Here is a 14,072-nt window from a genome sequence, read left to right on the forward strand (position 1 = left end):
CTGTCGCGCTGCTTGACTCGTGGCTTGGGTCCACCTTACGCTGTTCGAAATCCCGGATGCAATTCCGAAATTTCGGAAAACGGGAGAGGGAGGGACGGATGTCGCGCGTGACCCTTTCCGACAGACCCTGCCGAGGCCGCGCGTGAGCGGGCTGCTGGCCGGCCTGACCTGTCTTGTGACGGGCGCCGGTCAGGGGCTGGGCCGGGGCATCGCCGCCGGGATGGCGGCGGAGGGCGCGCATGTGGTGCTGATCGACCTGAACCCCGAGACAGTGGCGGCGGCGGCAGAGGCGATCCGCGCGGCGGGTGGATCGGCGGAGGGCCATGCGCTGGATGTGACGGATGGCGCGGGCTATGCCGCGCTGGTGGCGGATGTGGCGGCACGGCGGGGGATCGACGTGCTGGTGAACAATGCCGGGATCAACCCGCCGCCGCGCAGCATCCTTGACGACAGCCAGCAGGATTGGGACCGCACCATCGCGGTGAATCTTGAGGCCGTCTGGCGCGGATCGAAACTGGTCGCGCCGCATATGGTGACGGCGGGGCGCGGGCGGATCATCCATATCTCATCCGTGCAGGGCTTCGTCTCCAGCGGGATGTGCGGGTCCTACAATGCCGCCAAGGGGGGCGTGATCGGGCTGACGAAATCCATGGCGGTGGAACTGGCGCCGCATGGCATCCTTGTGAATGCCGTGGCGCCGGGCTTCCTGCGCACCCCGATGGCGGTGGTGGACGGGGTGGATGAGACGGAAACCCCCGTCTTCCGCGACTGGTATGTCGGACAGGGGCGCATCCCCCTGCGGCGGGCCGGGGAGCCGGAGGATGTGGCCGGGACGGTGGTGTTCCTTGCCTCGCCGCTCTGCCGGTGGATGACCGGTCAGGTGCTGGTGGTGGACGGGGGAATGACCGCGACTTTCTGAGTGAACAAAGCAACAAGACCAAACAGGGAGAACGACATGACGACGACCGCAAGACGCTCGCCCACTGGTGCCGGGATGATGGACCGCCGCCGCCTGTTGCAGGCCGGGGCCGGGCTGGGGGCGCTGACGCTGACCGGGGGACTGGCGGGCCGGGCGCTGGCCCAGACGCCCACTCTGGACATGTGGTGGTGGGGCGAGCAGGAACTGCCGGGGTTGCAGGCCTATCTGGACAAGGCCATCGCCGCCTTCACCGAGGCGCAGGTGACGCCGATGTTGCAGGACACCGCCGTCGTGATTTCGCAATTCCAGACGGCGGCGGCGGCGGGCGAACCGCCGGACCTGCAATATCTGTGGAACGGCATCTATCACATGGAAAGCGTCTGGCTGGGCTATCTGGCGCATCTGGACGGGTTGATGGATGACGGATTGCTGGCCGCGTCGAACCACGGACCGCTGTCGCGCTTTGACGGCCATGTCTGGCGGATGGGATGGTACCCGCTGCCGATGCCCTGGTATTACAACAAGGACCTGTTCGACAAAGCCGGCCTGAATGCCGATGCACCGCCCGCGACATGGGACGAGTTGCTGGCCGCCTGCGAGGCGCTGAAGACCGCGGGGGTGGAACCTTTCGGCGGCGGGGTGCAGGATGGATATTGGGCGGAGTGGTACATCACGCACGGCCTGTCGCAGAACCTCGACAGTGTGGGGGATGCGGTCAACCTGTTCATCGGGGACCTCGACTTCCGCGAACCGCGCTATCACCAGCATTGGGTGAAGTTGCAGGAACTGCGCGATGCGGGTTTCCTGAACAAGGACATGGCCTCGCTCGGCCTTTATCCCGGCATCGACCTTTGCGTGAACGGGCAGTTGGGCATCTGTTCCTCCATCGGCACGCGGTTGCCCGCCGATGCCAAGACGACGAACGGGCGGATCGGCTGCATGGTGCTGCCCGTCTTCGGGCAGGGCGCGCTGGCAGGCCGCCCGGTGGTGGACATGCAGGGCATGGGCATCGCGGCAGGGTCCGAGGCGAAGGAGGCGGCGGCGTCCTTCCTGAACTTCCTGAACCAGCCCGCGCAATTGGCGAGCTTCTGGGAGGCGACGGGGTGGATACCGGCGGCATCGGGCTTTGACGACAGCGTGATCACGGATGCGTCGGTCAAGGACCTGTGGACGCGCTGGGGCAAGGGCGACCCGATCACCAACATCACCAACCTGATGCCCGGCCAGTTCTATGAACAGGCGGCGATCCCGACGGGGCAGAACATCATCACGGCGGGGATGTCGGGCGAGGAGGCGGGCGAGCTGGCCGCGCGGGTGGCGCAGGAATGGCGCGACTTCAACCCCGACCTTGTCGAGAAATACCAGCAATGGGCGAGCGAGCTTTCGGCTGGTTGATCTTCGGAGGGGCGGCCCGGACGGGCCGCCCCGCCCCTTTCCGGAAGGCCAAGGATGCGCCGCAACAGCCCGCTTGTCCCCTATCTTTTCGTCCTGCCGCTGATCTGCCTTCTGGCCTTCGTCTTTGGCCTCTCGCTGATCCGGCTGGTGGAGTTCAGCTTCAAGCAGGTGCGGGGCATCGACGGGCCGTGGATCGGGCTGCGGAATTACGAACTGGTGCTGGGTCAGCCGCTGTTCTGGGAAAGCGTGATTCATAACCTGAAGTTGTTTCTGACCATTCCGGTCATGGTGATGGTTGCGCTGGTGCTGGCGCTGCTTTTGTATGAACGGCTACCCGGATGGCGCATTCATCGGACGATCCTGTTCCTGCCCTATATCCTGGCCATCCCGATCATCGCCGTGGTGATGAAGGAGATGTTCCAGTTTTCCGGCCCGGTGAATGCCGTGCTGACGGCGCTGTCGCTGGATTTCATGGTGCTGGACTGGATCGGGTCGGCGGATGTGGCGCTGTGGACGGTGATGGGGTTGATCGTCTGGCGCGAGACGGCGCTGGGGGTGATCCTGTTCCTGTCGCGCCTGATGGCGCTGGATGAAAGCCTGATCGAGGCGGCGCGGCTGGACGGGGCAAGCTGGCGGCAGCGGGCCTGGCATGTGCTGATCCCGCAGATGCGCGGGGTGATCGAGTTCTTCGTGGTGATCAGCGCGATCACGATGCTGTCGGCGGTCTTTGCCTATGTCTATGTGATCGGCGGCGGGCGGGGCGGGCCCGGCACCGCGACGATGGTGATCGAGCTATATATCTTCAACGCGCTGATCCGCACCAGCCTGCCCGGCATCGCGGCGGCGGTGAGCGTGCTGCTGTTTGCGGTGTCGCTCCTGCTGATCTGGGCGCTGTTCCGGGTCCGGCGGCGGGAGGAGGCGTGATGCGGCTGCGCCCCCTGCCCCATCTGGCTTTGTCGATTGCCTCGGCCATCGCGCTGATCCCCACGGTTTTCATGCTGGTGACGGCGCTGAAGGCGCAGGAGGAGTATCAGGCCGACAAGACGGGCTGGCCCGATGCCTTTGTCTTTGACCATTTCCGCCAGATCCTGTTCGACACGCCGATCTTTCTTTGGATGGCGAACAGCCTGATCCTTGTGGCGGGGTCGGTCGGGCTGTCGCTGGTGGTGGCCTGCCTTGCCGCCTATGCCATCGCGCGGATGGAGTTTCGCGGGCGGGATGCGATCCTGACCGTTTCGACCGCGCTGATGGCGGTGCCGCCGGTGGTTCTGATCGTGCCGCTGTTCGTTCTTTACACGAGGCTGGGGCTGATCAGCACCTATGGCGGGGCGATCCTTATCTATGCCGGGCTGATCACGCCCTTTTCCGTCTATCTTCTGGTCACCTTCTTCCGGTCGCTGCCGCAGGAATTGATCGACGCGGCGGTGATGGACGGGGCCACGCATCTGCAGATCCTGATGCGGGTGGTGCTGCCCCTGTCGCTGGCGCCCTTGCTGACGCTGGTGATCGTCAATGCGCTCTTCGTGTGGAACGACCTGCTGATGGCGGTGATCTTCTTGCAGGACGATGCGAAGAAGACGGTGATGGCAGGGATCGCGGTCTTTCAGGGGCGTTATAACAACCAGATCCCGCTGACGATGGCGGGGATGGCGGTGGCGGCGGCGCCGATGCTGATCCTGTACCTCACCTTCCAGCGGCATTTCGTGCGGGGGCTGATGGCGGGGGCGGTGAAATGACCGCGACCGTGGTGTTGCAGAACGGAACCCTGTCGGCCGTTGTCACGCCGGGGATGGGGGGGACGGTGACAAGCCTGCGGCACCTGCCTTCAGGCGCGGAGGTGCTGGCGCGGCCGCCCTGGCAGGCGCAGGGCGGGTCATTGCCGGGGGGCGCGGCGGATGAGGCGGAGTGGCTGTCACGCTGGGCCGGGGGCTGGCCGGTGCTGTTTCCCAATGCGGGGGATGCTTGCCGGGATGGGGAGGTGCGGCACGGGTTCCATGGCGAAGGGTCGGTCACGCCTTGGGAGATGGGCTGGGCGGGCGAGGCGCTGGTGCTGCGCCGCCGCTTTGCCGCCGTGCCGGTGCGGATGGAGCGGCGGTTTGCCCTGGCCGGGGCGACGATGCTGCTGCATGAGGTGGTGGAGGCCGACGCGCCCTGCCGCGTGGTCTGGGGCCAGCATGTGACGCTGGGGGGCGATCTGCTGGCCGGGGCGGTGCGGGTGGAGACCGGGGCGCGGGGCCTGCGGGCCTGCGCGGCCTATGATCCGGCGGCCAATCCGCTGATCCCCGGCGGGGCGGGGAACTGGCCGCATCTGCCGGGCAAGGCGGGGGTGGTGGACCTTTCGGCCCCGCCCGACGGCGTGGCGCTGCTGGCTTGCCTGACGGATTTCGCGGAAGCGCCTTGGGCGCGGCTGGCGCGGGCGGATGGGTCGCTGGCGGTGCGGCTGGACTGGAGTGCCGATCCCTGGCCGTTGGCCTGGTTCTGGGTGGAGACGGGGGGAACCCCGGACGCGCCCTGGAACGGGCAGGCGCGGATGATCGGGCTGGAGCCGTGCAGCACATGGCCCGCCACCGGCCTTGCCCTTGCCCGTGCGGCGGGGGGCCATGTCATCACGCTTGCCGCGGGCGAAACGCGCCATGCGCGGCTGAGCCTGACCCTTGAGATGCCTGACCCCTGAGATGCCTGACAACAAGGACTGACCCATCATGCGTATCGAAGCCGTGGATTTCTTCTATCTTTCCATGCCGGAGGTGACGACCGCCGCCGATGGCAGCCAGGATGCGCTTGTGGTGCGTGTCGCGGCGGGGGGGCATGTCGGATGGGGGGAATGCGAGGCGGCGCCGCTGCCTTCCATCGCCGCCTGGGTCGCGCCGATGTCGCATGGGGCCTGCCGCCCGGTGGGGGCGTCGGTCCTGGGGCGGGACTTGAACGGGCCTGCCGATATCGCGGCCATGGCCGCCGATGTGGCCTATAACTCCATGGACCTTCTGCAAGCCTCGCATACCTGGTCTGGCGTGGAGATCGCGCTGTGGGACCTGCTGGGCAAGGCGCGGGGGGAACCGGCCTGGAAACTGCTGGGGCAGGAGAAGGCGCATCCGAAACTGCCCTATGCCTCGGTCCTGTTCGGGACGACACCGGAAGAGACGGGGGCGCGGGCGCAGGCGATCCGGGCGGCGGGGTTCACGGCGGCGAAATTCGGCTGGTCGCCCTTCGGGGCCGATCTGGCCGAGGATATCCGGCATCTGGAGGCGGCACGGGCGGGGCTGGGCGAGGATGGCATCCTGCTGATCGACGCGGGCCAGATCTTTGGCGAGGATGTGGAGGCCGCCGCCCTGCGCCTGCCGGCGCTGGAGGCGGCGCGGGCGGCCTGGCTGGAAGAACCTTTCGGCGGGTCGGCGCTGGGGGCCTATGCGGCGCTGGCGGCGCGGTCCAGGGTGCCGCTGGCGGGGGGCGAGGCCGCGCATAACGCGGATATGGCGGAACATCTGATCGACTTCGGCCGGGCGGGTTTCGTGCAGATCGACACAGGGCGCATCGGGGGCCTTGCCCCGGCGCGGCGGGTGGCGGAACGGGCGGCGGCGGCGGGGGTGACCTATGTCAACCACACCTTCACCTCGAACCTTGCGCTCTCGGCCTCGTTGCAACCCTATGTCGGGCTGGAACATCACCGCATCTGCGAATACCCGACCGGCCTGCAACCCCTGGCGCGCGACCTGACACTGACGCGGATCGAACCGGGGGCGGATGGGTTGATCCGGTTGCCCGAGGGGCCGGGGCTGGGGGTGGAGGTGAACCCCGAGGCGCTGATCCGCTATGCGGTGGAGGTGGAGATCAAGGTGGGGGGGCGGGTGCTCTTCGCCTCGGCCAAGCCATGAGCGGCGGGGTGGAGCGGCTGGCCGCTGTGGGCGCGCGGGTGGGGGAATCCCCGCTCTGGCTGCCGGAGCGGGGGGTTTGGCTCTGGCTCGACCTTCAGGGGCGGCGGGTGCATCGCTTTGATCCGGCGACAGGGACGGATGCCGTGATCGCCGAGGGATTCGCCGAGGATCTGGCCTGTCTGGCGCGCTGGACGGCGGAGGCGGTGCTGCTTGTGTCGGTGCGGGGGTTCCATCGGCTGACCCTGGCGGATGGGAGGGTGAGCCCCCTGCCCTGCCCCATCGACCTGCCGGAGGGGACGATCTTCAACGATGGCAAGGTGGACCGGCAGGGGGCGCTGTGGATCGGGTCTTCGGATGCGGGGGAGGCGGCGCCCATCGGGCGGTTGTGGCGGATCGCGGGGGGACGCGTGACGGAGGTGGCCGCCGGTTTCACCGTGTCGAACGGGCCGGCCTTCAGCCCGGACGGGCGGACGGCCTATTTCGCCGACACCTTCGGGCGGCGGCTGCTGCGCTTTGCGCTGGACGGGTCGGGACGGGTGGAGGCGCAGGCGGTCTTTGCCGAGGTCGCGGCAGAGGCGGGCTATCCCGACGGGATGACGGTGGATCGTGACGGGACGCTCTCTGTGGGCCATTGGGACGGCGCGCGGATCAGCCGCTGGACGCCGGATGGCCGCGCCCTGCCCGATCTGGCGATGCCTGCGCGCAATGTCACCGCGCTGGCCTTTGGCGGGGCGGGGATGCGGCAGGCGGTGGTGACGACGGCCATCCTCTTTCCCGGTCAGGCGGCGGAGGAGACCTTGCCCTGGAATGGCGACCTGCTGGGCTTTGCCTCTGACGTGCCGGGGCTGGAGGAACCGGCGCTGTCGCCGGATTGGGCGGGCTGAGCGCGGGCGGCGCGTCCGGGACGCGACCTCGACAGGGCGGGAACAGGCTATACGAGCGGGCGATTCCCGGCGCAGGATCGAAGGATGAAGCGCCGGGTCCGCCGACCCGGCGCAATCGGCACGGGGGCAAAAGGCGATGGGCTGGAGCGACGAGGACAAGCGGCTGGGGATGGATCGCGGGATCACCCGGCGGGATTTTCTGGACGGGGTGGCGCTGGCCATCGGGGCGGCCGCAATCGGCGGCTGGGGCGCGCGTCCGGCGGCGGCGCAGGCGGCGGCCTATCCGCCCGCCGGAACGGGGCTGCGCGGCCAGACGGATGCGGCGCAGAACGTGATGCATGCGATCCGCGATGGCGGTTTCTGGGAGGCCGGTCCGGCCGTGGCCGAGACGGGCGAAAGCTATGATCTGGTTGTGGTCGGCGCGGGCATCTCGGGGCTGGCGGCGGCCTTTGCCTATCAGCAGCAGAAGCCGGGGGCGACGGTGCTGCTGATTGATCCGCTGGAGGATTTCGGCGGCCATGCCAAGCGCAACGAATTCACCGCCTCGAACGGGCGGCGGCTGATCGGCTATGGCGGGTCGCAGTCGATGCAGACGCCGAGCTATTTCAGCCCGGCGGTGAATGCGATGCTGGCCGACATCGGGATCGAGCCTGCCAAGTTCGAGACCTATTACGATCAGGCCTGGGCCGAGACGCGGGGATTGAACGGCGCGGTCTTCTTCGATGCGGCGGTCTGGGGCGTGGACAAGCTGGTGGTGCAGTCGGGCGAAACGAAGGATTGGGTCGCCCAGACCCCGCTGAACGACAAGGCCAAGGCCGATCTGATCGCACTGATCGACGCGCCGGGCGACTATCTGCCCGGCATGACCCCCGAACAGCGGCTGGAGAAGCTGTCGCAGATCACCTACAAGGAATTCCTGCTGGATTACGTGAAGGCCGATCCGCAACTGGTGGATTACTTCCAGACCTCTACCACCGGCTATTTCGGGGTCGGGATCGACGCGACCACGGCGCTGGATGCGCGCGGCAACTGGAACCCCGGTTTCGACGGGATGGATCTGGGCGAGAGCGTGTCGAAGTTCCACAGCCCTTCGGGGCGGTTGGGATTCACCGACCCGGACCCCTATATCTACCACTTCCCCGACGGCAATGCCGGGATCGCGCGGCATCTGGTGCGGGCCTTGATCCCTGCGGCGTTGCCGGGATCGACGATGGAGGATCAGGTCACCGCGATGGTGGATTACGGCCAGTTGGACCGGGCGGAGAACCCGGTGCGGCTGCGGCTGAATGCAACGGTGGTGAAGGTCGCGCATGATGGCGACCCGGCCTCGGCCGAGACGGTAACGGTCACCTATGCCGGGGCGGAAGGGCTGGCTTCGGTCAAGGCGGGGCATGTGGTGCTGGCCTGCTGGCACAGGGTCATCCCCTATCTGACCGACGAATTGCCAGAGGCGCAGATCACCGCGCTGAACGATCAGCAGAAGGTGCCGCTGATCTATACCAACGTGCTGCTGAAGAACTGGAAGGCGCTGGATGCGCTGAAGATCGACGGCGCGCGGGCGAAGGGCAATTTCTGGAGCGGGTTCGAGATAGATTTCCCGGTCTCGATGGGCGATTACCGCTTTGCCGACAGCCCGGAGGACCCGGTGATCCTGCATCTGTCCAAGGTGATGGTCCAGCCGGGATTGCCTTCGCGCGAGCAGGCGCTGGCGGGCAAGCGGGCGATGATGAGCCTGAGCTTCGAAGAGATGGAACGGTCGATCCGGGAGTTGCTGACGAAGGCGCTGGCGGGAACGGGTTTCGACCCGGCGACGGATATCGAGGCGATCACCTGCAACCGGTGGAGCCATGGCTATGCCTATGAATACATGCGGCCCTGGGATGCCTTCTGGCCCGACGGCCCGCTGCCGATCGAGACGGCGCGCAAGCCCTGGGGGCGGGTGGCCATCGCGAATGCGGATTCGGGGGCCTATGCCTATGCCCATTCGGCGATGGATCAGGCCGTGCGGGCGGTGCGCGACCTGCTGGGAACGCCGGAGGGCGCGCCGGATTTCGCACGCTTTCCGGGCCCGCCGCTGGAGAAGCTGGGGCTGTAGGTCAGGCGTTCAGGTCCTTCAGCAGGCGGCCATGCTTGCGCACTTCGACCAGCACCTCTTCGAAGGTGCGGATGTCGCGGCCGCGCAGCATGGTGAGCATCTTGAGAAAGGCATCCGCTGTGGCCACGGCATCGCCCAGGGCGGTATGGCGGGCCTCTTCCGAGATGGTGATGCCGAGGCGCTGGGTCAGCGCGTCGAGCGAATGTTCGGCGTGCTGGCTGAAGACCACGGCGGAAAGCAGGACAGTGTCGAGGATCGGCATGTCGAAACGCTTGCCCAGCGCGGGTTCGGCACGGCGCAGGAAGGCCATGTCGAAGGGGGCGTTATGGGCCACCAGCACTGCGCCTTCGGCAAAGCGGTGGAAACGGGCCAAGGCCTCGGTCACCGGGGGGGCATCGGCCACCATGGCATCGGAAATGCCATGCACATCGGATGAGGCGGGCGGGATCGGGCGGCCGGGATTGACGAGGGTGTTGAAGACCTCGCCTTCCAGGCGGCGGCCGTTCACGATGCGGACGGCGGCGATCTGGACGATCTCGTCGCCCTGATGGGGCAGCAGGCCGGTCGTTTCGGTGTCGAAGACCACATAGGTCAGGCTGTCGAGGCCGCTTTTCAGGACATGGCCGCGCTTTTCCTGGGCGAGCAGGTCGAAATCATAGGTGACGCGCCGGATGACGGGTTCGGGGCGGCGCACGGCGCGGCGGGCCTGAAGGATGGGCAGGCAGAGCGACCCGGTCCCGTCGGGCAGGGTTTCGGGCCAGATGTCGGTGGCATGTTCGGCGATGACGGCGCGCCCCGTCGCCTCGGGGAGGGACGGATCAAGGGGCTGGTCGAGCAGGCGTTCCAGCGCGGTGACGGTAAGGGGCGGCCCTTGCCAGCACAGGCGCAGCGAGGCGCCGCCGAATTCCTCGTCCAGACGGAGGGTGAGGTGGCCGGGATTCAGCGCGGCGGCGACCCCGTCGCAGAGCCGTGCGACAAGGGCGACCATCTCATAGGCATTGCAGCCCACGAGCAGGTTGGACGGCGCGACCGTGATCGCCAGTTCAGGGCTTTCGGCCCGTGCCTTGATGCCGTCGAGCAGATCCTCGCCGCGCAGCAGGGTGAAGGGAAGGGTTTCGGGGCGGCGATCCTGATTGGTGGTGCCGATCTCGCGCATGGTGGCGACGAGACCGTCCACCTCGCGTTCCAGGGCCAGCGCCAGCGAAGCATCGCCGGTTTCGCTGGCGGCGGCGCGCAGGCTGGCGATGCCGGCCACGGCGCGGGAGATGCGTTCCAGCGCCTCGGCGATGAAAGCTTCGCGGCGGGCGGAGACGGCGTAATCCTGCGTCACATCGCGGAGGGTGAGGACATAGCCCCCTGCCCCGCCATCTAGAAGCCGCATCCGCCCGGCCAGCAGGACATTGCCGCGGATCGCGGTGCAGAGCAGATCGGAGGCGGCATCGGGCTGGCCGGTTTCGGTGAGACGGTGCCAGGCATCCTGAAGCGGGCCTTCGCGCAGATAGCCGAAGACGCTGCGCGCCAGCCCCGGCTGATCGGCGACATCAAGGCTGCCTGCGCCGAGGAATTCGGCGGCCTGCGAGTTGTAGAAGACAAGCTGATGGTCGCCCGCGCAGATGATGACGCCGACCGGCACGTCGGAGAGAAGCCGTTCCAGCCGGGCCTTTTCCTGCGTGAGGCGGGCGGTTTCGCGGCCGATCGCCTCGGCCAGGGCGCTGCGGGTTTCGGCGAGGCTGGCGGCGGCGGCGGAGGCGGCGGGGGCAAGATCGCCGAGATAGCGCGCGACCTCTGTCTCCAGCGGGCGTTCGACATCGGAATGGGCGCGGGCGCGCAGGGCGCCGGCCAGAAGGTCGATGGGGCGGGCGACGTTGGTATCGAAGAGGAACCAGACCCAGGCGATGAGGCCGGTGGTGAGGAAGCCCGCGACCAGCCCGATCTGGATCAGGGCCGTCATTTCCTGGTGCAGCGCGGGAAAGCGCGACAGCGCGACCCAGAGGCCCAGACCGATCGCCACCAGCGCCCCGCCCGCGAGGGCCGCGAAGAAGAGCAGGACGCGCAGGCGCAGGCCGAGGCGGTGGATCACATCCCGTCCTCCGGGGTGACGATGCGCTTGATTTCACCCCGCAGGGTGCCGAGGTCGAAGGGTTTCGACACGAAGCCATCCGCGCCCAGCGCCATGGCCTTGCGCTTTTCCAGCGCGGAGCCGCGCGCCGTCATCATCACGACCTTCACGTCGGAGAGCGAGGGATCGAGGCGGATCTCCTGGCAGATCTCGTAGCCCGAGACCGAGGGGAGCATGATGTCGAGCAGCACCACCTCGGGGTGGCGGCTGCGGATGAAGGGCATCACCTCGGCCCCGTCGGCGATGCGGGCATGGCCGTAGCCTTCGCGCTTGACCACATATTCCAGCGCGACGGCGATGTTGTCCTCGTCCTCCACGATCAGGACGAAAGGTGGTCTGCTGCGTTCAACCATCGCTTGCCCTCCCGCAGGCGACCTGCGCCGAGGCATCGCCTTCGGCCAGGGGTGCCCATTCCCCTCCGGTCAGGATGCCGGAGTCGTCGATCTTCGTCTCGGCTGTCAGCCGGACCGAGCGGTCGGCCGCGCAATCCACCACCAGCAGCGCCTGTTCGATGCCCTGCCAGCGCGCAAATCCATAGACTTCCGCAAGGATAAGGTCGGGGTTTCCCGGATGCGCCGCCAGCGACCGCGTATCCATGGCCAGAAAGCGGCTGGTCATCGGAAAGACCATCGTCCAGGGCCGCAGCGCCTGTGGCCGCTGATCCTCCCAGACCACGACAACCCCTTCGGGCAGCGCCCCGGCCTGGCGGCCATACCATCCGTATTCCATGACGACCGCAAAGCCGATCATCCCCGCGCCCGCCGCCGCCGGGACCAGCCATTTCGGCAGCCGCCCGCGCGACAGTCTGCGCAGCAGCATTGCGATGCCGGCGCAGGCGATGGCGGCGATGAAGGCGGCGATCAGTTCAAGGGCCATTCCGGCTTGCCTCAGCTTCTGGCGCCGCGGGACTGGCCCACGGCGGATTGCATGGTCCTGACGACGACGAAGGCGTCGCGCAGGTGGGATCGTTCGAAATCCGACAGGTCGGACGGGGGAAGGAAGTTGTCGGGCCGGTGCCCGGCCCGCACCTGGCGGGCCTGATGTTCAAGGCGCGTCCGGGCGATCAGGTCATAGGCATCCAGCAGGTCGCGGGCGCCCGAGGGCGAGATGATGCCGGCATCGGCCGCCGCTTCCAGCCGGGCGCGGGTGTTGACGGCGGGCAGCCGCCCGATCAGCGCATAGACGCGGCCCAGATCGGTGACCGGGACCACGCCGTTATGTTTCAGGTCGATCTGGTGCTTGTGTTCGCCCGAACGGATGGTGGCGAAGCCGCGCAGCAGGCCGAGCGGCGGCGCATGCTTGAGCGAATTGGCAATCATGTGGGCCACGAAGATGGAGTTCCGCGCCGCCATGTCGAGCGTGTCTTCCTGAAGGGCGCGGAAGAGGGAGGGATCGCCGCCGATGGGGCGCAGGTCGAACATCACGGAGGCGAGCATCTGGGCCATGGGATCGGGGGTGGCGACCCAGGAGGCGAAATAGTCGCGCCAGACGCGGAGCGGTTGGCACCAGCGCGGATTGGTGGCCATCATGTCGCCGGGGCAATAGACATAGCCGCAGGCATCCAGCCCGTCCGAGACGAATTTCGCCAGCGCGGCGAACCAGGGCATGTCGGCCCCGGTCACGGCATCGGACAGGATCAGGCAATTGTCCTGATCGGAAAGGCCGGTCTGTTCCTGCCGCCCCTGCGACCCGCAGGCCAGCCAGAGATAGGGCACGGGCGGCGGGCCAAGCCTCTGTTCCGCCAGCCAGAGCAGGCGCCGGGTGACGGTATCGGCGATGTCGGTGATCAGCCGGGTGACCACCTCATGCGCATTATGTGCGCCGACCAGTTGCAAGAGGAGGCGCGGGATGCGGGCGGTGACGCGGACCAGATCCTCCACCCCGTCGGCGGTGGCGGCATCGCGCACGAACTGGGCCGAGGAGACGGCCTGGAAGCGGGTCAGGTCGGTCTGGGTGACCATGCCGACGAGCGTGCCGTTCTCGACCACCGGCAGATGGCCGATGCGACGTTCCAGCATGATGTGCAGCACGTCGGAGCCCAGCGCCGAGGGCGGCAGGCTGACGGGATCGCGGGTCATCACCTCGGTCACCGGGCGGTCGGGGGACAGGCCCTCGGCCAGCACCTTTGCCGTCATGTCGCCCGTCGTGACGAGGCCGGCAAAGCGACCATCCTCGGTCACGCCGAGGCTGGAGACGGCGCGGTCGCGCATCCGTTCGGCGGCGGCGCGGATCGTGGTTTCGGCGGGCACGGTGATCGGGTCCGAGGCCATCAGCCGTTCCACCTTCTGCGAGGTGAGGTCGGCTTCGCGGTGTTCGGCGCCGCGGCCCCGCTGGAAGAAGCGTTCGAAGGCGGCGTGATCGGCGATGAGGCGGCGGAATTCGGCCACCGGCAGCATCAGAAGGACGGAGGGTTGCGTCGTGCGCGCGGTGGTCACGGCCAGCCCGTTGCGCATCAGCCCACGCTCGCCAAAGCTGTTGCGCGGCCCAAGAAGCGAGACGATGTTGCCCGAGGGTTCCAGCACCTCGACCGCGCCGCGCTTTACGAGATAGAGGCCCTTGAGCGGTTCGCCCGCGTGATAGACCTCTTCGCCGGCGGCGAATTCCCTGCGGCTGAAGGAACCGGCGACACGCGCCAGTTCGTCCTGCGGCAGGCCATCATAGGGATGCACCGTTTCGAGAAAGGCGATGATGGTCGCGAGCCCGTCATCCATCGCAAGTCTCCGGTTCCATCCTCGTCAACGAAAAAGGGGGAAGCCCCGGCCAGAGGGGCCGGGGCTTCCGTTTCTTG

At 67.8% G+C, this 14,072-nt stretch carries 12 protein-coding genes; 8 read left to right on the plus strand and 4 right to left on the minus strand.

All coding sequences use genetic code 11. From position 1 onward, the window contains the following. The first annotated feature begins 142 nt into the window (after positions 1 to 142). The 8 genes from C0V75_RS11085 to C0V75_RS23965 all read left to right on the plus strand — a co-directional run bounded on the left by C0V75_RS11085 (position 143) and on the right by C0V75_RS23965 (position 9,165). Positions 143 to 919 carry an SDR family NAD(P)-dependent oxidoreductase gene (locus C0V75_RS11085; RefSeq protein ID WP_158241828.1) on the plus strand — a complete coding sequence of 259 codons (777 nt, stop codon included), beginning with the start codon at positions 143 to 145 and terminating at the stop codon, positions 917 to 919. 36 nt (positions 920 to 955) lie between these two features. Further along, entirely contained in the window at positions 956 to 2,314 is a 1,359-nt protein-coding gene (locus tag C0V75_RS11090) for an ABC transporter substrate-binding protein (protein ID WP_101921003.1), read from the plus strand. A gap of 54 nt (positions 2,315 to 2,368) precedes the next feature. Next, positions 2,369 to 3,238, plus strand: coding sequence for a carbohydrate ABC transporter permease (locus C0V75_RS11095; RefSeq protein WP_101921004.1), 870 nt, complete (start codon positions 2,369 to 2,371; stop codon positions 3,236 to 3,238). Then, entirely contained in the window at positions 3,238 to 4,050 is an 813-nt protein-coding gene (locus C0V75_RS11100) for a carbohydrate ABC transporter permease (protein ID WP_101921005.1), read from the plus strand. Before C0V75_RS11095 ends, C0V75_RS11100 begins: the two co-directional genes overlap by 1 nt. Beyond that, a complete protein-coding gene (locus C0V75_RS11105) occupies positions 4,047 to 4,988 on the plus strand; it encodes a hypothetical protein (RefSeq protein ID WP_101921006.1) in 942 nt (313 codons plus the stop codon). Before C0V75_RS11100 ends, C0V75_RS11105 begins: the two co-directional genes overlap by 4 nt. Before the next feature lie 28 nt (positions 4,989 to 5,016). Further along, complete coding sequence (locus C0V75_RS11110) at positions 5,017 to 6,186, plus strand: mandelate racemase/muconate lactonizing enzyme family protein (protein ID WP_101921007.1); 1,170 nt, start codon at positions 5,017 to 5,019, stop codon at positions 6,184 to 6,186. Beyond that, complete coding sequence (locus C0V75_RS11115; RefSeq protein ID WP_101921008.1) at positions 6,183 to 7,070, plus strand: SMP-30/gluconolactonase/LRE family protein; 888 nt, start codon at positions 6,183 to 6,185, stop codon at positions 7,068 to 7,070. The genes C0V75_RS11110 and C0V75_RS11115 overlap by 4 nt, the downstream gene beginning before the upstream one ends. Positions 7,071 to 7,206: 136 nt before the next feature. After that, positions 7,207 to 9,165 carry an NAD(P)/FAD-dependent oxidoreductase gene (locus C0V75_RS23965; protein WP_101921009.1) on the plus strand — a complete coding sequence of 653 codons (1,959 nt, stop codon included), beginning with the start codon at positions 7,207 to 7,209 and terminating at the stop codon, positions 9,163 to 9,165. 1 nt (position 9,166) lies between these two features. On the opposite strand, the gene C0V75_RS11125 is transcribed toward C0V75_RS23965, so the two are convergent. Genes C0V75_RS11125 through C0V75_RS11140 form a run of 4 tightly spaced genes read right to left on the minus strand, consistent with a single transcriptional unit; the run spans position 9,167 to position 13,995 of the window. Then, positions 9,167 to 11,245, minus strand: a complete 2,079-nt coding sequence (locus C0V75_RS11125) for an exonuclease domain-containing protein (RefSeq protein ID WP_101921010.1) — start codon at positions 11,243 to 11,245, stop codon at positions 9,167 to 9,169. Next, positions 11,242 to 11,637, minus strand: coding sequence for a response regulator transcription factor (locus C0V75_RS11130; protein WP_101921011.1), 396 nt, complete (start codon positions 11,635 to 11,637; stop codon positions 11,242 to 11,244). The genes C0V75_RS11125 and C0V75_RS11130 overlap by 4 nt, the downstream gene beginning before the upstream one ends. After that, positions 11,630 to 12,160 (minus strand): hypothetical protein, encoded by a 531-nt coding sequence (locus C0V75_RS11135; protein WP_101921012.1) that lies wholly within the window; start codon positions 12,158 to 12,160, stop codon positions 11,630 to 11,632. The genes C0V75_RS11130 and C0V75_RS11135 overlap by 8 nt, the downstream gene beginning before the upstream one ends. Before the next feature lie 11 nt (positions 12,161 to 12,171). Beyond that, positions 12,172 to 13,995, minus strand: coding sequence for a DUF294 nucleotidyltransferase-like domain-containing protein (locus C0V75_RS11140; protein WP_101921013.1), 1,824 nt, complete (start codon positions 13,993 to 13,995; stop codon positions 12,172 to 12,174). Between the last annotated feature and the right edge of the window lie 77 nt (positions 13,996 to 14,072).

Origin of the sequence: Tabrizicola sp. TH137 (assembly GCF_002855575.1) — a bacterium.
Classification (GTDB): Bacteria; Pseudomonadota; Alphaproteobacteria; order Rhodobacterales; family Rhodobacteraceae; genus Paragemmobacter.

Bases quoted from the DNA above. Each gene is read 5' to 3' on its own strand.
- C0V75_RS11090 (WP_101921003.1), top strand. From the start codon at position 956: ATGACGACGACCGCAAGACGCTCGCCCACTGGTGCCGGGATGATGGAC.
- C0V75_RS11095 (WP_101921004.1), top strand. From the start codon at position 2,369: ATGCGCCGCAACAGCCCGCTTGTCCCCTATCTTTTCGTCCTGCCGCTG.
- C0V75_RS11100 (WP_101921005.1), top strand. From the start codon at position 3,238: ATGCGGCTGCGCCCCCTGCCCCATCTGGCTTTGTCGATTGCCTCGGCC.
- C0V75_RS11105 (WP_101921006.1), top strand. From the start codon at position 4,047: ATGACCGCGACCGTGGTGTTGCAGAACGGAACCCTGTCGGCCGTTGTC.
- C0V75_RS11110 (WP_101921007.1), top strand. From the start codon at position 5,017: ATGCGTATCGAAGCCGTGGATTTCTTCTATCTTTCCATGCCGGAGGTG.
- C0V75_RS11115 (WP_101921008.1), top strand. From the start codon at position 6,183: ATGAGCGGCGGGGTGGAGCGGCTGGCCGCTGTGGGCGCGCGGGTGGGG.
- C0V75_RS23965 (WP_101921009.1), top strand. From the start codon at position 7,207: ATGGGCTGGAGCGACGAGGACAAGCGGCTGGGGATGGATCGCGGGATC.
- C0V75_RS11130 (WP_101921011.1), bottom strand. From the start codon at position 11,637: ATGGTTGAACGCAGCAGACCACCTTTCGTCCTGATCGTGGAGGACGAG.
- C0V75_RS11135 (WP_101921012.1), bottom strand. From the start codon at position 12,160: ATGGCCCTTGAACTGATCGCCGCCTTCATCGCCGCCATCGCCTGCGCC.
- C0V75_RS11140 (WP_101921013.1), bottom strand. From the start codon at position 13,995: ATGGATGACGGGCTCGCGACCATCATCGCCTTTCTCGAAACGGTGCAT.